The sequence below is a fragment of the Massilia sp. MS-15 genome, from assembly GCF_020176695.1.
Lineage (GTDB): Bacteria > Pseudomonadota > Gammaproteobacteria > Burkholderiales > Burkholderiaceae_D > Telluria > Telluria hydrophila.
This window is the reverse complement of sequence record NZ_JAIWIA010000001.1, coordinates 273462-292875: the sequence shown is the minus strand read 5'-3', so window position 1 is coordinate 292875 and position 19414 is coordinate 273462. Positions and strand designations below refer to the sequence as shown.

Below are 19414 nucleotides of genomic sequence, written 5' to 3'. Positions count from 1 at the left end.
CGGATCGCAAGCCACAGCTGCAGCCGCGAACGCCAGGGCGTGTCGAGTAGGTTTGGAGTCAGGGCGCGAAGGCGCGGTTCCACCCGGCTGGGGTAGCCTGGATGTGGATCAAGGATTCATGGGAAGAGGACGGGGAGGCGGCAGCCTCTCCGCCATGGGAAAAAACTACTGGCGTGAAAAACCGGTGTCGTCGTCCATCTTGCGGTCGCCCGCCAGCCGGTTGGCACCGGCCGGACTCTTCGGCAGTCCGCCGGCCACGTCGTTCGATTCGTGGACCGGATCGGTCTCGGCCTGCACGCTCTGGCCCGGTTTCCAGCCCTGGTCCTCGGTGCGCGGACCGCTATTGCCCGGGCTGCGCGGCAGGCCGCCAGTCACGTCGTTCGACTGGTGCACGTCGGCGCTGCCGGCTTCGCGTCCGTCCCGGCCGGTCTGCGAGCCGCTGCGGTCAGTGCTGTCCTGCTGGTCCTGCTGATGTGGATTGTTCATTGTTCCCTCCTGGGCTGTTGCTGTGGATGCGGGCCGATCGCCATGCCAGTTCCCTCGCGATGGGCTGCCGCGCTCTGCTGGTTGCCGTAGCCGACCTGGGCGGTTGTACCCTGGGACTGGTGGGTGCCGGGTGCCATGCCATGGTGGGCGCCGAGCGAGCCGCCCTGCAGTTCGGGCTGGGCCGGATCCTGCGGGTTCATGGCATGCGCGTCCTGGCTGTGGCCGGCCTGGTTGGCCGGATGGGCGCGCAGGTCGGTGCCGGAACCCCTGGCGCGGTGGCCAACGGGTTGCTCCAGCAGGCCCCAGGCCTGCGAATGCTGCTCCATGGCGCGCTGGTGGCTGTCGGTGATGCCCTGCTGCGGCCCCGAGCCGCCAGTTTGCTGGCTTTGCAGCGAACCGCCCGGCAAGTCTGCCGTAACGGCGCCCGGCAGTGTCGTTTCATGGTCGGCCCGGCCGCCATCCTCGGCGGCGACTTGCTGCTGGCCCATGCGCGAAGGGTCCTGCCCGGCCTGCATTGCATTCTCGCCGCGGACCACCGCGTCCTGTCCCGGACCCTGTGGGTAAGTGTGGTCGAGCGGACCACTTCCGGTGTTGCCCCTGGCGCCGGGCGTCCACTTTTCGTTGGCGCCGTTATTCGTCTGGTTGTTGAACTCGCTACGTTGGTTCGCGTCCATGTCGACTCCTTTCGAGATGCCGGCGCTGGCCTCGGCCGCGCCTGAAATTGCCATGATGCTCCGCTATCCATGAATACAGTATAGGAAGACGTAGGGGTGTCGTGTAGGACGGATACGGAAGGGCTGGCCGGCGGTTTGTTGACTACTGGAAGTGTATTTTCACTGGTGCATTTTCTGTCGCGTGAAGTCCTACAAAGTCATCTGAAAACGTCCTATACCGGCATTCATCCGTCCTACCTAAGATGATTTTGCCGGCTGCTCATCGGGCTTCGGGTGCAGCCGGAGCAAGCCTGCCGCAGGACGCGGCGGTTCATAGCGTACAAGGGAGAACATGATCATGGCCTCAGGTAATCAAGGTAGCAAGCAAGGTGGCAACCAGGGCGGTAACAGCCAGAGCAGTGGCACCCGCAACCGCGGTTTCGCATCGATGGATCCCGCGCGCCAGCGGGAAATCGCCAGCCAGGGCGGCAAGGCCGCCCATGCCAAGGGTACGGCCCACGAATTCACCTCGGAAGAAGCCCGCCGTGCCGGCAGCATGAGCCACGGCAACCGCCAGTCGGCCAGCGCCGGTTCGGGCGGCCCATCGCGCGCCTCCTCCTCCAAGGGCGGCCGCAATTCCCAGGGGGGCCGTGGCTCGAAGGAATAGGGCGCGGCGCGGCTTGCCCCGCCACGGGTGACAGGCAGATGATGACGGGGAGCGCAAGCTCCCCGTTTTGTTTTGGCGACCGCGATACCACACAACGGGACGGTGGGATGCGGTAGAATCGCTGCGCCTTTTTCAACCTTTTCCCTAGGAACGTCGTCGTGAAACCAGCGGTAATTCGTCAAGTCAAGAGCATGTCCATGTCCTGCGACCGGGTCGGCAACCTGTTGCTGGTCAAGTTTTCCAGCAAGGGCGCAAGCGACCTCTGCATTTACGTGCCAGCCGTCATCGTGTTCTGGCTGCTCAAGCACCTGCCGGTCAACCAGGATCCGAACTTGCAGGCGCCGCCGGCTCCTCCCGCGATCACCCAGCAGGACTGGGACAATCCCTACACGCCGCGCGCCCAGTACGTGCAGTGCAAGGAACTGCCCGGCGCGATCCGCATGACCTTCGTCCTCGACGCCAAGGAAGACCTGACCGTCGTGCTCGACCGCGGCAACGTCGAGCTGATGCGCCAGATCATGATCATGTACGCGAAGGACCTGATCGACCTCGACGCGCAGTGATCCGGCGCCGGGCGGGCAGGGCCGGCAGCGCCCGCCCGCTCCGGCACGGTGCGCATTTTTCGACCCGCTAAAGAAGGAACCGCCATGCCCATCAAAATCAGCCAATGCTTCGATTCCGGCGCCATCGAGGTCGTGCGCGCCGACGGCCCGAAAGCGATCGACCTGAACCTGCGCAAGGACTCGCACGCCGACATCCACCAGTGGTTCCACTTCCGCCTGCAGGGCGTGCGTGACCAGGCCTGCACGATCCGCTTCCTGAACGCCGGCCAGGCCACCTATCCGAAGGGCTTCGAGGACTACCAGGTGGCGGCCAGCTACGATACCGAGAACTGGTTCCGCGTGCCGACCAGCTTCGATGGGCAGGTGATGACGGTCAACCATACGCCGGAACTCGACAGCATCTATTACGCCTACTTCGAGCCCTACACCTGGGAGCGCCACCTGCGCCTGCTGGGCGAAGTGGCCGAAAACCCGGTCGCGCGCGTACTCGACATCGGCACCACGGTCGACGGCCGCGACATGAACCTGGTCGTGATCGGCAATCCGCAGGCGGAAAAGAAGATCTGGGTGATCGCGCGCCAGCATCCGGGCGAGACCATGGCCGAATGGTTCGTCGAGGGCATGATGGATGCGCTGCTGGACAGCGCCAACCCGGTGGCACGCAAGCTGCTGCAGCGCGCCGTGTTCTACATCGTGCCGAACATGAACCCGGACGGCTCGGTGCGCGGCAACCTGCGCACCAACGCGGCCGGCGCCAACCTGAACCGCGAATGGATGACGCCTTCGCGCGAGCGCAGCCCGGAAGTGCTGTGCGTCAAGGACAAGATCCATGAGACCGGGGTCGACATGTTCTTCGACATCCACGGCGACGAAGCGCTGCCCTACAACTTCGTGGCCGGCAGCGAAATGCTGGCCGACTTCACCCCGGAGCGCCTGGCGACCCAGACCGCCTTCATCGAACGCTACATGGCGGCCAGCCCCGACTTCCAGAACGAATATGGCTATGCGGCCAGCAAGTACAACGAAGAACTGCTGACCCTGGCCTCGAAGTACATCGGCCACACCTTCAAGTGCCTGTCGCTGACCCTGGAAATGCCGTTCAAGGACAATGCCAACCTGCCCGACCCGCACACCGGCTGGAACGGCGCGCGCAGCGCGGCGCTGGGCGCGGCGATCCTGACGCCGATCCTGCAGACGCTCGACTGAGGGCAGGGGATGGGCGTCGAGATCGAGCGCAAATTCCTGCCCAGCGGCGAGGCCTGGCGCCGGCTTGGCGAGCCGGTCCTGCTGCGTCAGGGCTACCTGTGCTCGGACCCGATGCGCACCGTGCGCGTGCGCATCGAGGGCGCTGCCGGTGTGCTCACCATCAAGAGCAAGGGCACGGGCGTCAGCCGCGGCGAGTGGGAATATCCGATTCCGCTTTCCGACGCGCAGGAGTTGCTCGACACCCTGTGCGAGCGTCCGATGGTCGAAAAATACCGGCGCCGCATCGCGCATGCCGGCTTTACCTGGGAGGTCGACGAGTTCCTGGGCGAGAACGCCGGCCTGGTGGTGGCCGAGATCGAACTGCCGTCGGAAGACGCCCCGTTCGACAAACCCGACTGGATCGGCAAGGAAGTTACCGGCGACAAGCGCTACTACAATTCCAGCCTGATCCATTTGCCATTTTCTCAGTGGGCCATCTCGTGAATCAATCGATGAACCGTGTTTCGCCCCGCAGTGTGCTGGCGCTGTGCCTGGGCGCGCTGCTGCCCGCATTCCTGCCAACCTTCGCCGGCGCCGTCACACCCGCAGCCGCAACGCCGACACCTTATTTCCCGCCGGCCGGCGACTGGGCGCGCAAGTCGCCCGCCGAGCTCGGCATCAACGCCGCCGCGCTGGCGGCCGCGGTGCAGTTCGCACAATCGCGCGAAACCACGCGCGCGCTCGACTTCTCGGATCAGGAAGCCACTTTTGGGGCCCGCCTGGGCTCGATGCCGACTGCGCGCGCCCGTACCAACGGACTGGTGATTTACAAGGGCTTCGTGGTGGCCGAATTCGGCGACACCAGTTTCGTGGACCCGACGTATTCGGTGGCGAAAAGCATGCTGGCGACGGTGGCCGGCGTGGCCGTGCGCGACGACCGCATCGCCGTCGATGAACCTGTGGCCAGGCGCGTGAACGACGGCGGCTACGTGGCGCCGCGCAATGACAAGGTCACCTGGAAGCAGCACCTGCAGCAGGAAACGGAGTGGCAAGGCAGCCTGTGGGGCAAGAACGCCGACTTCATCGGCAGGGAAGCGTTCGGTGCGGGCGAACGCAAGCCACGCGAACTGCAGGCGCCAGGCAGCTTCTACGAATACAACGACGTGCGCATCAACCGCTTTGCGCTATCGCTGCTGCGCGTGTTCGGCCAGCCCGTGCCGGAGGTGTTCCAGCAGCAGGTAATGGACCCGATCGGAGCCTCGAACAGCTGGAAGTGGGTTCCCTACCATAACAGCTACGTGGAGCTGAACGGCAAGCAGCTACCGTCGGTGAGCGGCGGCACGCGCTGGGGCGGCGGCATGTGGATCAACTCCTGGGACATGGCGCGCTTCGGCTACCTGTGGCTGCGCGGCGGCGAATGGCGCGGCAAGCGGATCTTGCCGGCGTCGTATGTGAAGGAGGCCCTGAGCCCGAGTGCACACGGGCCGGACTATGGCTACCTGTGGTGGCTCAATACCAAGGGCAGGAACCTGCCGGGCCTGCCCGCCGACGCCTACGCCGCACTGGGCGCGGGCAGCAACACCATCCTCGTGTCGCCCAAGCACGATCTCGTGATCGTCTGGCGATGGCATGCCGGCAATGTCGCCGACTTCGCCACCAGGGTCATCGCCAGCCTGCCGCGCTGACCCTGCGCTGGCCTGCATTCGCAGCCGGGCGGCAGGGTGGACGAAGGAGCGCGGCCACCCTGCGATCGGGGCGGGACCCGGTTAATGGAAGTGCTCGGTGCCGGCCGGCGTATCTTCCGGCATTTCCGCATGCACCAGCTCGCCGGTAGGGTCGGCGAACAGGGGCGCGCCGCAGTCGTCGCAGTATTCGGCGACATAGCGTTCGCCGATGCGCTTGATGTGCGCGATGCCGGCCTCGTTCAGGTGGGCCACGATCTCGTTGATCGGGGTCAGCGCGGCCGGACCGGCCGCGAACGGTCCTTCCATGGGGGTGCCATTCTCGTCTTCCTGGCCGTACAGCGGCCACACGATGCCGTACATGACTTCGCTGTCCTGGCGCATCGTGAACGCGACCCGGTATTCGTCGATCTGGATATCGGCCGATTCCTCCCCGAAGCCGGCGATCACGGCGCGCAGGTCCGACGCCTCCACGCCCAGCGTATGGGTCAGGTAGTGGACGGCGGCGCGGACCGAGATCGGGCGGATCAGCTTGTCCGCCTCGCGGCAGGCCACGTAGTACGCTTCCGGCAGCAGCAGTTCGACGCCGCAGCCCGGCAGCAGGCGCGCGATATTCGCCGCGCCCTGGGCACGCCATTGTTCCAGCGCGCGGTTGCGTTCCTCGGCGAAGCCGATGTGGTGCTGCGGCTCCTGCCAGCGGAACATGGGCGCACCTTGCGGGGCGACGATCGCCACCAGCAGGTAGCGGGTGTCGGCCAGGAAGGGCGCGGTGTCTTCGCCGCGTGCCGCCGGCTTGACCGTGCCGCCCTTGTGTGCGGCGGCTGCCAGCTTGTGGGTCAGCGCATAGGTTTCGGCATGGGTGCGCGGTAGCTGGTCGATCGAATACAGGGTGGGGGCCATCGCGACGCGGGTGCCCTCGGCTAGCAGGTGGGCCGAGAAATGGGCCTGCAGCGTGCTCAGCATCTCCGGCGGGATATTGCCCGAGGCGATGTTGAAGCGGGTCCAGGCGAGCACCGGCGCGGCCACCAGCAGGGCCTGCCAGGTCACGTCGCCGCCCTCCTGCTGCTCGACCATGGTGGCCGATTCGCTCACGGCTTCCACCGCATCCATCAGCACGTCATAGGCGCCGAGGTCGTCGCGGAACAGGGCGTTCAGCGCGCTGTCGATGCTGTCCTGGTGATTCGTCTTGAGCAGCTTCTGCAGTTGCGTGTCCAGTTGGCGCTCCCAGGTCCGTTCCTCGACGCGGCTGGCGGCCTGCATGATGGCTTGCGCGATGCTGACGAGACGCTGGCTTTCGGCGGAGAGTTTGGGGGATGAATCTTTGGAAGGACGACGCATGGCGCTAGGGGTCTCTCTTTTCAAGTAATGGTCAAGGTCATGATAAACCCATATCTCCGGTATTGTAGTTGATTCGGCCACAGGCCACGAGTTCATGCTCGCACCGCACCGCACCGCACCGCACCGGACGGGGCGAAGCGCTTGCAAAAAATCTACATCGAAATCATAATGCGAATCGTTCTCATTAAAATTTAGAAATCGGGCCGCCAGGATCCGTTTTCCCACTCCAGAAAAAATGACCAAGATCACTGCGCAGGCCAGCAAGACCTTTATCAAGAGCAAGAAACACGTCCGTCCTTCCATGCCCGCCCTGGCAGCCCCGGCCCTGGCGATGCTGGCGTCGCTGGCGATGCCGCTGGCTGCCGCCAGTGGGGTCGAGGATGCCCCCGAGCTGCCGGAAGGCGCCAGCCTGCCGCAGGTGCGCATCAATGCCGGCGCCGACCGTTCGGTGCAGGGCCCGGTGCGCGCCAGCTCCGACAAATTCACCGCACCCCTGCTCGATACGCCGAAATCGGTCACCGTGGTGACCTCGGAAACCATCTCCCAGACCGGCGCCGTGTCACTGACCGATGCGCTGCGCACCGTCCCGGGCATCACCATCGGCGCGGCCGAAGGCGGCAACCCGGTGGGCGACAACCTGTTCATTCGCGGCTACAACGCCCAGACGGACACCTATATCGACGGCGTGCGCGATTCCGGCTCGCAGTCACGCGAGATCTTCGCGATCGAGCAGGTCGAAGTGGTCAAGGGTCCGAACTCGGCACTGGGCGGCCGCTCCTCGGCCGGCGGCGGCATCAACATCGTGACCAAGACCGCCAGGGAATACGACTTCAACAATGCAAGCCTCGGCATCGGTACCGACAAGTACCGCCGCGTCACCGGCGACATCAACCGCGTGCTGGGCAATAACGCCGCCTTCCGCCTGAATCTGATGGCGCACGAGAACGACGTTCCCGGCCGCAACGTGGTCGGCGGCGACCGCTGGGGCATCGCCCCGAGCATGACCTTCGGCCTGACGGGCCCGACCCGCGCCGTGCTGAGCTACTACCACATGCAGAGCAGCGAGATCCCGGACACGGGCATCCCCTTCGATAACCCAATCAGCAGCGGCCCCGACATGGCGAAGAACGGCGGCGGCACGCCGTTCACGGTCGACCGCGAAGCCTTCTATGGCCTGGCCAACCGCGACTTCCGCGACACCGAGACCGACGTCGCCACGGTCGACCTGCGCCACGAACTGAGCGCCAAGCTGGCACTGCGCAACGTGACGCGCTGGGGCAAGAGCGGCCAGGATTATGTCTGGACCCAGCCCGACGACTCCAAGGGCAACACCGTCCGCTACGGCACCGTGTGGCGCCGCGCGAACACCCGCATCGTCGACACCGAGACCCTGGCCAACTCGACCAGCCTGAGCGGCAACTTCGCCACCGGCGGCATCAAGCACAGCTTCAATGCGGGCGTCGAGTTCTCGCGCGAGCAGACCGACCGCGGCAGCTATGTGTTCAGCCCCGGCACCAACAACCCGCTGACCGGCACCTTCACCTGCCCGACGGCAGGCAGCACGACCCTGTACAACTGCACCACGCTGGTCAATCCGAATCCCTACGAGCCCTGGGCCTATACCCGCAGCCAGTCGCCGACGCTGACCAGCGTCAAGACCCGCACCCGCGCCGTGTACGGCTTCGACACCATCGAATTCACGCCGCAGTGGCTGCTCAACATCGGCGCGCGCTGGGACGATTTCCAGAGCCGCCTGGATACCCCGGCCACCGCCACGCGGGCCGAAGTCAATTCGACTTTCGATACCTACCAGGCCGGCCTGGTCTACAAGCCGAAGGCGAACGGCAGCATCTACGTCTCGTGGGCGACCTCGGCCACCCCGCCGGGCAATGACGGCGGCGACGGCCTGGACGCCCTGACCGTGCAGGTGCAGAACCTGCAGCCGCAGAAGAGCCGCAGCATCGAGCTGGGCACCAAGTGGGAAGTGCTGCCGGGCGGCCGCCTGTCGGCCAGTGCCGCCGTGTTCAGGAGCGACATGGACAATGCCCGCGTCACCGCCCCGGACGGCAGCACGCAGAACGTGGGCCGCAAGGAACTGGAAGGCGTCGAGTTCGGCCTGTCCGGCCGCATCACGAATGCCTGGACCGTGTTTGGCGGCTACACCTACCTGCACGGCGTGATCGCCGACAACGGCTACGTGAACAGCGGCACGGCGGCGGCGCCGAACTGGACGCCGTCGCCGTTCAACGGCAATGCCTTCCCGACCACGCCCAAGCACAGCGCTTCGCTGTGGACCACCTACGCGCTCAACAAGTCGCTGACGATCGGCGGCGGCGCCAACTTCGTGGACCGCCAGTTCGCCAACGTCAACAACACCAAGTATTCGCCGGCCTACACCCGCTTCGATGCGATGGCCACCTATACGCTGAATCCGAACCTGTCGTTCCAGCTCAACATCCAGAACCTGACGGACAAGCTGTACTTCGACCGCGTTTCCTCGCCGCACTACGCCGGCGTGGGCGCGGGCCGCTCGGCCTCGCTGATGGCGAACCTCAAGTTCTGATTTCCGGGTACCACCCCCCGCCGGGCAACCGGATTCGCCCTCCTGATATGATCCGGAGGGCTTTTTTCTTTCGAGAAGGACGACGATCATGATGCTGCATATCCCGGGTGTGCTCACGCGCGAGCAGGTCGCCGCCATCCGCGCCCGCATGGCGGGGGCGCCGGAATGGGTCGACGGACGCGAGAGCGTCGGCCCGCAGGGCGCCCAGGTCAAGCGCAACCGCCAGCTGAAGGAAGGGTCGCCCCTGTGTGTCGAGCTGGGCCAGCTGGTCAGCGCGGCCCTGATGGCCAACCCCCAGTTCTTCTCGGCGGTGCTGCCGCTGCGCATCCTGGCGCCTTACTTCAACGCCTACGGCGGCGGCGAGCATTACGGACTGCACGTGGACGGCGCCGTGCGCGCCCAGCGCGGCGGCCTGCCGCCGGTGCGGGCCGACGTCTCGACCACGGTGTTCCTGAGCGACCCGGACGACTACGAAGGCGGCGAGCTGGTGGTGGTCGATGCCTATGGCACGCACGAGGTGAAGCTGCCGGCCGGCGACGCCATCGTGTATCCGGCCGGCAGCGTGCACCAGGTGCTGCCGGTGACGCGCGGCGACCGCGTCGCATCCTTCCTCTGGACCCAGAGCATGGTGCGCGACGACGGCAGGCGCGCCATGCTGTACGAGCTGGACACCAACATCCAGAAGATCCGCGCCGTCCATGGGGAGAACGAAGCCACGGTCGGCATCACCGGGCATTACCACAACCTGCTCAGGATGTGGGCCGAACTATGATCCGCCTGGCCGCGCCGGCGCACGGCGACATCGACGCGCTGCTCGCCTTCGAGCTGGACAACCGCGCCTTCTTCGAGGCCCGCATCAATGCGCGTCCCGCTTCCTACTATTCGCGCGAAGGGGTGGGCCTGGCGGTGGCGCAGGCGATGGCGGATGCCTTCGCCGATACCGGCTACCAGTTCCTGGCGCTCGACGAAACAGGACGGATCATCGGGCGGATCAACCTGAGCCTGGTGAAGCGGGCGCATTTCCATAGCGCGGTGCTAGGCTACCGGATCGGGCAGGCATCCTGCGGCCAGGGCCATGCCGGCGAGGCCGTGCGCCAGCTGCTGGAGATCGCCTTCGGCCGGCTTCGCCTGCAGCGCATCGAGGCCGACTGCCGCATCGACAACCTGGCCTCGGCGCGGGTGTTGATCCGCAACGGCTTCGTCCAGTTCGGCCATTCGCGCCGCAGCGTCGAGCACGGCGGCCGGTGGTACGACCGCCTGCATTTCGAACGCCACGCACCGGCCTGAGGCAGGCCAGTCCTCACGGGGTGCGCGTCACCCGCCACACCGTGTTGGCCAGGTCGTCGGCGACGATCAGGGCGCCGCGCGGATCGACCGTCACGCCCACCGGCCGCCCGCGCGTCTTGCCGTTCGCGTCGCGAAAACCGGTGACGAAGTCGATCGGCTCGCCGGCCGGGCGTCCATCACGGAAAGGCACGAAGATCACCTTGTAGCCGACCGGATGGTCGCGGTTCCAGCTGCCGTGCTCGCCCACGAAGGCGCCATTCCCGTAGCGCTCGCCCATGGCCGGGATCGAGAACGAGAGGCCGAGCGCGGCCACGTGCGAGCCCAGGCTGTAGTCCGGCTTGATGGCGGCCGCCACTTTCTTCGGATCCTGCGGCTTGACGCGCGGGTCCACGTTCTGGCCCCAGTAGCTATAGGGCCAGCCGTAGAAGCCGCCTTCGCGCACCGAGGTCAGGTAGTCCGGCACCAGGTCCGGACCGAGTTCGTCGCGCTCGTTGACGACCGACCACAGCTGCCCGGTCTCGGGATGCATGGCCAGCGCGGTCGGATTGCGCAGGCCGGTCGCATAGGGCTTGTAGGCGCCGGTGGCGGCGTCGATCTGCCACACCATGGCGCGGTCGACTTCGGCTTCCATGCCGCGTTCGGTGATGTTGCTGTTGGAGCCGATGCCGACGTACAGGAAGCGCCCGTCGGGACTGACGGTCAGCGCCTTGGTCCAGTGGTGGTTGATCTCGGACGGCAGTTTCGCGACGCTGGCCGGCGCACCTGCGGCCTGGGTCTGGCCCGGCTGGTAGTCGAAGCTGACCAGTTCTCCCTGGTTGGCGACGTAGATCTTGTTGTTGGCGAAGGCCAGGCCATAGGGCGCATCGAGCTGGTCCGCGAACACGGTCTTCAGTTCGTACTTGCCATCGCCGTCCGCATCGCGCAGCAGGGTCAAGCGGTTGCCGCTCTTGACCTTGGTATTGCCCTTGGCCTTGATGTAGCCGGCAATCACGTCCTTGGGCTTGAGCTTGGCGGCTTTGCCGCCGCGGCCTTCGGCCACCAGGATGTCGCCGTTCGGCAGCACCAGGGTCTGGCGCGGGATGCCCAGGTCGGTAGCGATCGCCGTGATGGTAAAGCCCTGCGGCACGCTGGGCTTGCGGTCGCCCCAGGCGGTGGGCTCGGCGATCTTCATGCTGGGCAGCATGCCGCGCTGCGGTTCCGGCAGCTTCGGATCGGCCCCGTAGGCTTGCGTGTTGTTCGCTTCGTTCGAGCAGGCGCCCAGCAGCAGGGCCGCGCCGAGCAGGGTGAAGGGCATCGACCGTTTCATGGCGCCACCTCCGACCGCGTATTCAGCCCGGCCCAGGCCGCGGCGCAGGCCAGGACGGTGGCGACGATCGTCAGTAGCAGGCCGGCAGGCATCACGGCCCAGGCATCCTTGGCATGCTGGAACGAGGCGATCAGGCCCACCACCCAGGTGGCCAGCAGCAGCAGGACATAGTGCAGGGGACGGCCACCCTTGCGCGGCGAGCGCACCAGGTTCACCAGCGCGAACAGCAGCGCCAGGCCGCCGAACAGTTCGGCGCCCGCCAGCAGCCAGGAGGCGAAATTGCTCCACTGGATCTGGTAGCTCTGGTAGTAGGCGATGTCGCTCAGCAAGGCGCCGAGGAAGAGGGGAACGGTTCCTGCCAGCAGGATCGTATGGAGCGTGCCCGGCGGGCTTCGGTAGGCCGGACGGGCCGTGACGGACGTCGACATGGAAGTGTCCTCGTATGATGGAATTGACGAAATCCTAACAACTCCTGCCAGGCCGTGTCGCATGCTTGGACGAGAAAAAAGCCGGAACCCCCTGGTTCCGGCCCTGGCTCTGGCGCTAGCCGCGTGCGCGGCAGGTCGTCAAAGCACCTTCCTGCCGGTGAACAGGCGGATCAGGATGACGACGACGGCGGCGACCAGCAGGATGTGGATCAGTCCACCGGCGACCGAGGTGGCCAGGCCGAGCAGCCACAGGACAAGCAGGATGATGGCAATGGTATACAGCATGTTGACCTCCGTTGGATGAGGGAGCAGACCTGGCGCTGTCTGCGATCCCGATGCGTCCATCATCCGCCTCGCACCCTGGTTGATCCGTGCGCGGCCGTACACAGTGCTTGTTATTCAGACATTTTTATGGGTCAGGACATCGGTGGCTGGCCGTTCGACGCGCGCAGGCCGTTGTCCACTGGCAGGTTGACACCGGTAATGAGACGCGCCTCCTTGCTTGCCAGGAAGGCGATGGCTGCCGCGACGCCTTCCGGATCCTCGGGCGCGCCGAGCGGCATGCGTTCCCTGAATTTGGCGACCAGGTCCGGGTCGGCCAGCATGTCCTCGGTCATCCGGCTCACGGTGAAGCTGGGATTGACGGCGTTGACGCGCACGCCGTCCCGGGCCGCATCCATGGCCATCGCGCGCACCATGTTGCTGACCGCGCCTTTGGAGGTGGTATAGGCGAACAGTTCCCAGTCGCCGCCGAGGCCGGAGACGGACGAGGTCATGACGATCGCGCCGCGGGTCTTCACCAGTTCCGGCATCGCCGCCTTGGCCATGTGGAAATAGCCGCCCACGTTGACGGCCATCACGCGCGCGAAGTCTTCTTCGCTGGTGTGCAGGATGTCGCCTTCGGTGGCCATGCCGGCGTTGTTGATCAGGACGTGCAGGCCGCCGAAGCGTTCAACGGCCGCCTTGACGGCCCGGGCCGCGGTGTCCCGGTGCGCGGTGTCGCCGACCAGCACGAGGATGCGGTCCTGTGGGAGGGGCGCGGCCGATTCCTTGAGGCAGGCCTCGTCGATGTCAAGCATGACGACCCGGGCGCCTTCATCGAGGAAGCGGCGGGCGGCGGCCAGGCCGATGCCGGAAGCGGCGCCGGTGACCAGTACGACGTGATCCTGGAAGCGGTTCATCCTTTCTCCTTCGCTGCGGTGGGTGAGGTGGTCGATCATAGTGCGGGGCCGGGAAGGGTGGCGCACCGGGGCGATGTCCGACGGCGCGATGAGCGCTTGTCCTCTATGACAGGCTAGCCGGGCGTGGCAGTATCCCGGTATCGTGTCGACCGTTCGAAGGCCTGTTCGTGTGAGGAGAAGTGCTATGCGAAATGTAATATTGGCAGCAGCGAGCGCACTGTGCTTGATGGCTTGTGCAACGCCGCAGGAGCGGGCACAGCAACAGCAGCTGGAAATGGAGCGCATGATGGCCGAGTTCGGACCGGCCTGTAGCCAGCTCGGCTACGCGATGCAGTCCGACCCCTGGCGCGACTGCGTGCTGCAGTCGGCCCAGCGCAGCGGCCGCAGTGGCATATCAACGTCCATTTTCGGCGGCTTCGGCAGCGGCGGGCGCGGATCGGGCATCGGGATCGGCATCGGCATCGGACGCTAGCCGCCGCACGCCATAGACGAACAAAAGGCCGGAACCCTGTCGGGTCCCGGCCTTTCGCGCTTGACCTGGCCCGCTCGCGCGGGCCGTCACGGGGTGTCGCTTACGCAGCCAGCAGCTGGCGCAGCACGAACGGCAGGATGCCGCCATGCTTGTAGTAGTCGACTTCGATCGGGGTGTCGATACGCAGCAGAACCTGAACCTCCTGGGTCTGGCCGTCTTCACGGTGAATGACGAGGGTCGCCAGTTGCTGCGGCTTGATCTCGCCTTCCAGGCCCTTCAGGTCGAAGGTTTCCTTGCCGGTGATGCCGAGCGATTCGACGCTGTCGTTGCCGATGAACTGCAGCGGCAGCACGCCCATGCCGACCAGGTTCGAGCGGTGGATGCGCTCGTACGAACGCACGACCACGGCCTTCACGCCCAGCAGCTGGGTGCCCTTGGCTGCCCAGTCGCGCGACGAGCCGGTGCCATACTCTTCGCCGCCGAAGATCATGGTCGGGGTGCCTTCCGCCACGTACTTCATCGCCGCGTCGTAGATCGACAGCTGTTCGCCCGACGGCTGGTGGATGGTGATGCCGCCTTCGACCGCCGAACCGTCCGCCTTGGCCGGGATCATCTTGTTCTTGATGCGCACGTTGGCGAAGGTGCCGCGCATCATGATCTCGTGGTTGCCGCGGCGCGAGCCGTAGGAGTTGAAGTCCGCCTTCAGGACGCCGTGGTCCTTCAGCCACTTGCCTGCCGGGCCATCTTCCTTGATCGAGCCGGCCGGGGAGATGTGGTCGGTGGTGATCGAGTCGCCGAACACGCCCAGCGCGCGCGCGCCCTGGATGCCGGTGGCAGCAAGCTTCGGGGTCATCGTGAAGTCGGCGAAGAACGGCGGCTCGGCGATATAGGTCGACTCGGGCCAGTTGTACACCTGGCCTTCGGTCGAGGACACGCGCTGCCACAGTTCGCCCGGGTTGCCCTTCACGTCGGCGTAGTTCTTCTGGAACACTTCCGAGTTCATCGCGAAGCGCATCAGTTCGCCCACTTCCTGCGACGACGGCCAGATGTCGCCCAGGTAGACGTCGACGCCGTTCTGGTCCTTGCCCAGCGGCTCGCTCATCAGGTCGCGGGTCATGTTGCCGGCGATGGCGTAAGCCACGACCAGCGGCGGCGAAGCCAGGAAGTTCGAACGGATGTTCGGGTGGATACGCGCTTCGAAGTTACGGTTGCCCGACAGGACCGCCGAGGCGACGATGTCGTTCTCGATGATCGCGGCGTTCAGTTCCGGGGTCAGGTCGCCGGCGTTGCCGATGCAGGTGGTGCAGCCGTACGCCGTCACGCCGAAGCCCAGCTTGTCCAGGTAGGGCAGCAGGCCGGCGGCGGTCAGGTATTCGGTGACCACGCGCGAGCCGGGAGCCAGCGAGGACTTGATGTGCGGGGCTACGGTCAGGCCGCGCTCGACCGCCTTCTTGGCCAGCAGGCCGGCAGCCAGCAGCACGCTCGGGTTCGAGGTATTGGTGCAGGAGGTGATCGCGGCGATCAGGACGTCGCCGTTCTTCACGCGCACGCCGTTGCTGGTCTCGTAGACCTTGTGCAGGTCGTCGGGCGACTTGTTGAAGCCGTTCTGGGTGGTTGGCTTGCTGAACAGGTCGGTGAAGGTGTTCTTCACGTGGCCCAGTTCGATACGGTCCTGCGGGCGCTTCGGGCCGGCCAGGGAAGGCGTGACGGTCGACAGGTCCAGCTCCACCACGCGGGTGTAGTCGATCTCGCCGGCTTGCGGGATGCCGAACATGCCCTGGGCCTTGAAGTAGCCTTCGAAGGCCGCCAGCTCGTCTTCGGTACGGCCGGTGCCGCGGAAGTAGTCGACGGTCGCTTCGTCCACCGGGAAGAAGCCCATGGTCGCGCCGTATTCCGGCGCCATGTTGGCGATGGTGGCGCGGTCGGTGGTCGACAGCGAACGGGTGCCGGCGCCGAAGAACTCGACGAACTTGCCGACGACTTTTTCTTTGCGCAGCAGTTCGGTGATGGTCAAGACCAGGTCGGTCGCGGTGCAGCCTTCGCGCAGCTTGCCGGTCAGGTTGACGCCGATGACGTCCGGGGTCAGGAAGTAGACCGGCTGGCCGAGCATGCCCGCCTCGGCTTCGATGCCGCCCACGCCCCAGCCGACCACGCCGACGCCGTTGATCATGGTGGTGTGCGAGTCGGTGCCGACCAGGGTGTCCGGGTAGAACACGTCGCCCTGCTTCATGACGCCGCGCGCCAGGTATTCCAGGTTGACCTGGTGGACGATGCCGAAGCCCGGCGGCACCACGCCGAAGGTGTCGAAGGCCTGCATGCCCCACTTCATGAACTGGTAGCGCTCGTTGTTGCGCTGGAATTCCAGCTTCATGTTCAGGTCCAGCGCGTTCGGCTCGCGGAAGTGGTCGATGGTGACCGAGTGGTCGACCACCAGGTCGACCGGCACCAGCGGCTCGATCTTCTTCGGATCGGCCCCGGTCTTGGCGGCGACGTTGCGCATCGCGGCCAGGTCGGCCAGCAGCGGCACGCCGGTGAAGTCCTGCAGGACGACGCGCGCGACCACGAACGGGATCTCTTCGGTGCGCTCGGCGGTGGCGCCCCAGTTGGCGAGCTGCTTGATGTGCTCTTCGGTGACCTTCTTGCCGTCGCAGTTACGCAGCACGGACTCGAGGACGATACGGATCGACACCGGCAGGCGCGACAGGTTCACACCGAGGGCTTCGCCCAGCGCCGGCAGCGAGTAGTACTGGCCGGTGCGGCCGGCGCCGGCCGGGAATTCCTTCAGTGTGTTCAGGGTGTTGCGAGACATGATCTCTCCTTCTGTGGGGATATGTTGTTATTCCGGTACTTCACTACACAAGCAGGCGATCCGACGGTGTCAGCCGCGGATCAGCCGTTCTTCGGAGCCGGCGCCGCCGCCACGATGGGCGCGGCCTGCTCGGCGTTCTTGCATTCGTTGGCCAGCTGGCGGTTCAGTTTCGAGTCCAGCAGGATGCCCTTGGCCGGGATGCCGATCCAGATCAGTCCCCAGTACGGGTTCTCGAAGCGCAGCGCGCCGGTGGTCGTGCCGACCCGGTTCAGGCGGTGCAGGCGCTTCTTCCAGCGCAGCGCGATATGGCCTTCGTCGTTGGCGTTGGTGTAGATCGTGATCTTGTTGCCCAGCTCGCAGGCGTATTCGGTGACGTGCGTGTCGGTGATGTCCGGCTCGGCCTCGTCCTGGGCGCTGAAGGCGGGCGCCGCCGCTGCGGCCGTGGCCGCCGCCACGCCCGCGCCTGCCGCCGCGGCCGCGCGCTTCGCCTTCGGACTGGCTTTGGCCTTGGCCTTCAGGACCGCTTCGGCCTTGGGATGGGTGTCGGGTGCAGCCTGGACCGCTGCGCATGCACCGGCTGCCGCCAGCGCGAACGCGCCCGCGGCGAGGAATCGGGAGAGGAGGGTGGCCATCAATGGGAATCCGTGTGGTTGACGATTGCCGCCGCGGCTTCCGGCAGCGCCAGGCCGGCCAGCTTCGCGCGCTGCAAAACGGTCCAATAATATCGGTAGCTTGCACGGTCGTGCAAGCGGCCATGCTGGGCGATCGGGCCCCAGCCGGCGGCCATCGCTTCCAGCAGGATGTTGGTCGCCTCGTTTACTTCCGACAGGCGCGGCGTGAAGGCCTTCAGGATCGGCTTGATCTGGTCCGGATGGATGCTCCACATGCGGGTGAAGCCGAATTCCGCGCCGGCGCGCTGGGCGTCGTTGGCCACCACCGCGCTGTCCTTGATGTCGGTGGTGACATTGTGCGAGGCCACTTTGCCGTGCGCGTGGCAGGCCGCCACCATCTCGAGCTTGGCGCGCACCACCAGCGGGTGGGTGAACTGGCCCGGGGTGCGCATCGCGCTGGCCGGCACCGCGCCGTAGTGGGCGGAGACAAAGTCCATGATGCCGAAGGACAGGCATTCGACCTGGGGCAGGGCGGCGATCTCGTAGGCCGCGTGCAGGGCGCCGTGGGTCTCGATCAGCACATGCACCGGCAGGTCGTGGCGGCCGGCCCTGGCCGCGTGCTGGTTGATCAGGGCGATCGCCTGCGCGACTTCGTCGGCGCTTTCCACCTTGGGCAGCACCACGTAGGCCAGGCGGCTTGCGGTGGCGCCGACGATGGCGGCGACGTCGCCCGCGAAATGCGGGCTGTTGGTATCGTGCAGGCGCACGCCGATGCGGTTGAAACGGTTGTCCTCGCTATTCAGTAACTGCGTGACCAGCAGCGCGTGCTCGGCTTCGCCGCCCGCGGCGGCGCCGTCCTCGCAGTCGAAGGTGATGTCGAAGACCGGCCCAAGCTCTTGTTGCAGGGCCATCGATTTGCGCATCAGCTTCTCCGAGCCGCAATAATGGTCGCAGGCGGGGAGGAGGAGCGGCTGGCGTTTGCCCTGGAATAAAACCTCGGAAGGATGCATGGTATGTCTTGAAGCGAATCGGCCATGCCGCGACAGGATCGCTGGCATGGCGCGGTGAGCGCGGCCCGCCTGGCGGACCGCCCCGAAAAAATCCTGCTGGCGCCGGCTTAGCCCAGCAGATGTGCGACGCCGGCCTTCTCTTCTTCGAGTTCCTTCAGCGTCAGGTTGATGCGTTCCTGCGAGAAGGCGTCGATGTCCAGGCCCTGGACGATGCTGTACTCGCCCTTGTCGCAGGTGACCGGGAAGCCGAACATGGTGCCTTCCGGGATGCCGTACGAGCCGTCCGACGGGATGCCCATGGTGGTCCACTTGCCGCCGGTGCCCAGCACCCAGTCACGCACGTGGTCGATCGCTGCGTTGGCGGCCGAAGCGGCCGACGAGGCGCCGCGCGCGTCGATGATGGCGGCGCCGCGCTTGCCGACGGTCGGCAGGAAGGTGTCGCGGTTCCAGACGTCGTCGTTGATCATGTCCTTGACCGAAGCGCCGTCCACGGTGGCGAAGCGGTAGTCGGCGTACATGGTCGGCGAGTGGTTGCCCCACACGGCCAGCTTCTCGATGGCGCCGACCGGCTTGCCGGTCTTGGCGGCGATCTGCGACAGCGCGCGGTTGTGGTCCAGGCGCAGCATGGCGGTGAAGTTCTTGCTAGGCAGGTTCGGGGCCGACTTCATGGCGATGTAGGCGTTGGTGTTGGCCGGGTTGCCGACCACCAGCACTTTCACGTCACGCGAGGCGACGGCGTCCAGCGCCTTGCCCTGCACGGTGAAGATCTGGGCGTTGGCTTCCAGCAGGTCCTTGCGTTCCATGCCAGGGCCGCGCGGACGGGCGCCGACCAGCAGGGCCACGTCGGCATCCTTGAAGGCGGTCATCGGGTCGGCGTGGGCGGTCATGCCGGCCAGCAGCGGGAATGCGCAGTCGTCGATCTCCATCATGACGCCCTTGAGCGCCTTCTGTGCCTTTTCGTTGTCGATTTCCAGCAGCTGCAGGATGACCGGCTGGTCCTTGCCCAGCATGTCGCCGTTGGCGATGCGGAACAGCAGGGAATAGCCGATCTGGCCGGCCGCGCCGGTGACGGCGACGCGCATAGGGGTTTTAGCCATGATGAATCTCCAAAGTGGGAAATGAAAACGGTCGAGCCGGGTGCCGGTTTTCCGCGGCGGCCGCCGGGGAAAGCTG

The 19414-nt window shown here is 66.1% G+C and carries 20 protein-coding genes; 9 read left to right on the top strand and 11 right to left on the bottom strand.

Features of this window, described 5'->3' with window-relative positions; genetic code table 11:
- Positions 1-165 precede the first annotated feature (165 nt).
- Together LCI23_RS01425 and LCI23_RS01420 are read right to left on the bottom strand one after the other, a co-directional pair.
- Positions 166-486 carry a hypothetical protein gene (locus tag LCI23_RS01425; RefSeq protein WP_224942788.1) on the bottom strand — a complete coding sequence of 107 codons (321 nt, stop codon included), beginning with the start codon at positions 484-486 and terminating at the stop codon, positions 166-168.
- Complete coding sequence (locus LCI23_RS01420; protein WP_224942783.1) at positions 483-1214, bottom strand: hypothetical protein; 732 nt, start codon at positions 1212-1214, stop codon at positions 483-485. The genes LCI23_RS01425 and LCI23_RS01420 overlap by 4 nt, the downstream gene beginning before the upstream one ends.
- 283 nt (positions 1215-1497) lie before the next feature.
- On the opposite strand from LCI23_RS01420, the gene LCI23_RS01415 reads away from it, so the two are divergent.
- From LCI23_RS01415 to LCI23_RS01395, 5 genes are all read left to right on the top strand, one after another.
- A complete protein-coding gene (locus tag LCI23_RS01415; protein ID WP_224943020.1) occupies positions 1498-1806 on the top strand; it encodes a KGG domain-containing protein in 309 nt (102 codons plus the stop codon).
- A 191-nt stretch (positions 1807-1997) separates the two neighbouring features.
- A complete protein-coding gene (locus LCI23_RS01410) occupies positions 1998-2369 on the top strand; it encodes a hypothetical protein (protein ID WP_224942782.1) in 372 nt (123 codons plus the stop codon).
- An 84-nt stretch (positions 2370-2453) separates the two neighbouring features.
- Positions 2454-3575, top strand: a complete 1122-nt coding sequence (locus tag LCI23_RS01405; RefSeq protein ID WP_224942781.1) for a M14-type cytosolic carboxypeptidase — start codon at positions 2454-2456, stop codon at positions 3573-3575.
- 9 nt (positions 3576-3584) lie between these two features.
- A complete protein-coding gene (locus tag LCI23_RS01400) occupies positions 3585-4058 on the top strand; it encodes a CYTH domain-containing protein (protein WP_224942775.1) in 474 nt (157 codons plus the stop codon).
- 8 nt (positions 4059-4066) lie between these two features.
- Positions 4067-5239: a serine hydrolase gene (locus LCI23_RS01395; protein ID WP_224942763.1), complete on the top strand. Its 1173-nt coding sequence runs from the start codon at positions 4067-4069 to the stop codon at positions 5237-5239.
- Between the two features lie 81 nt (positions 5240-5320).
- Here the strand turns inward: LCI23_RS01395 and LCI23_RS01390 are convergent, their stop codons facing one another.
- Entirely contained in the window at positions 5321-6574 is a 1254-nt protein-coding gene (locus tag LCI23_RS01390; protein WP_224942761.1) for a DUF2863 family protein, read from the bottom strand.
- A 235-nt stretch (positions 6575-6809) separates the two neighbouring features.
- Here LCI23_RS01390 and LCI23_RS01385 point away from each other — a divergent pair, with 235 nt between their 5' ends.
- The 3 genes from LCI23_RS01385 (at position 6810) to LCI23_RS01375 (ending at position 10424) form a co-directional block, all read left to right on the top strand.
- Positions 6810-9137: a TonB-dependent siderophore receptor gene (locus tag LCI23_RS01385; RefSeq protein ID WP_224942759.1), complete on the top strand. Its 2328-nt coding sequence runs from the start codon at positions 6810-6812 to the stop codon at positions 9135-9137.
- 88 nt (positions 9138-9225) lie between these two features.
- On the top strand, positions 9226-9909 hold the full coding sequence (locus LCI23_RS01380) for a Fe2+-dependent dioxygenase (RefSeq protein WP_224942755.1): 684 nt from the start codon (positions 9226-9228) through the stop codon (positions 9907-9909).
- Entirely contained in the window at positions 9906-10424 is a 519-nt protein-coding gene (locus LCI23_RS01375) for a GNAT family N-acetyltransferase (RefSeq protein WP_224942754.1), read from the top strand. Before LCI23_RS01380 ends, LCI23_RS01375 begins: the two co-directional genes overlap by 4 nt.
- A gap of 13 nt (positions 10425-10437) precedes the next feature.
- Here LCI23_RS01375 and LCI23_RS01370 read toward each other — a convergent pair whose 3' ends face one another.
- The 4 genes from LCI23_RS01370 to LCI23_RS01355 all read right to left on the bottom strand — a co-directional run bounded on the left by LCI23_RS01370 (position 10438) and on the right by LCI23_RS01355 (position 13339).
- Positions 10438-11730 carry a sorbosone dehydrogenase family protein gene (locus LCI23_RS01370; protein WP_224942753.1) on the bottom strand — a complete coding sequence of 431 codons (1293 nt, stop codon included), beginning with the start codon at positions 11728-11730 and terminating at the stop codon, positions 10438-10440.
- Positions 11727-12158, bottom strand: a complete 432-nt coding sequence (locus tag LCI23_RS01365) for a DUF2231 domain-containing protein (RefSeq protein WP_224942751.1) — start codon at positions 12156-12158, stop codon at positions 11727-11729. The genes LCI23_RS01370 and LCI23_RS01365 overlap by 4 nt, the downstream gene beginning before the upstream one ends.
- A gap of 138 nt (positions 12159-12296) precedes the next feature.
- Entirely contained in the window at positions 12297-12443 is a 147-nt protein-coding gene (locus LCI23_RS01360) for a lmo0937 family membrane protein (protein WP_224942750.1), read from the bottom strand.
- A gap of 131 nt (positions 12444-12574) precedes the next feature.
- Positions 12575-13339 carry an SDR family NAD(P)-dependent oxidoreductase gene (locus LCI23_RS01355; RefSeq protein WP_224942748.1) on the bottom strand — a complete coding sequence of 255 codons (765 nt, stop codon included), beginning with the start codon at positions 13337-13339 and terminating at the stop codon, positions 12575-12577.
- Between the two features lie 274 nt (positions 13340-13613).
- On the opposite strand from LCI23_RS01355, the gene LCI23_RS01350 reads away from it, so the two are divergent.
- Entirely contained in the window at positions 13614-13811 is a 198-nt protein-coding gene (locus LCI23_RS01350) for a hypothetical protein (protein ID WP_224942747.1), read from the top strand.
- 100 nt (positions 13812-13911) lie between these two features.
- On the opposite strand, the gene acnA is transcribed toward LCI23_RS01350, so the two are convergent.
- The 4 genes from acnA to LCI23_RS01330 form a co-directional block, all read right to left on the bottom strand.
- Entirely contained in the window at positions 13912-16620 is a 2709-nt protein-coding gene (gene acnA / locus LCI23_RS01345; RefSeq protein ID WP_224942746.1) for an aconitate hydratase AcnA, read from the bottom strand.
- An 80-nt stretch (positions 16621-16700) separates the two neighbouring features.
- Positions 16701-17252, bottom strand: coding sequence for a hypothetical protein (locus LCI23_RS01340; protein WP_224942744.1), 552 nt, complete (start codon positions 17250-17252; stop codon positions 16701-16703).
- Positions 17252-18241: a CoA ester lyase gene (locus LCI23_RS01335; RefSeq protein ID WP_224942742.1), complete on the bottom strand. Its 990-nt coding sequence runs from the start codon at positions 18239-18241 to the stop codon at positions 17252-17254. The genes LCI23_RS01340 and LCI23_RS01335 overlap by 1 nt, the downstream gene beginning before the upstream one ends.
- 107 nt (positions 18242-18348) lie before the next feature.
- Complete coding sequence (locus LCI23_RS01330) at positions 18349-19338, bottom strand: malate dehydrogenase (RefSeq protein WP_224942740.1); 990 nt, start codon at positions 19336-19338, stop codon at positions 18349-18351.
- Between the last annotated feature and the right edge of the window lie 76 nt (positions 19339-19414).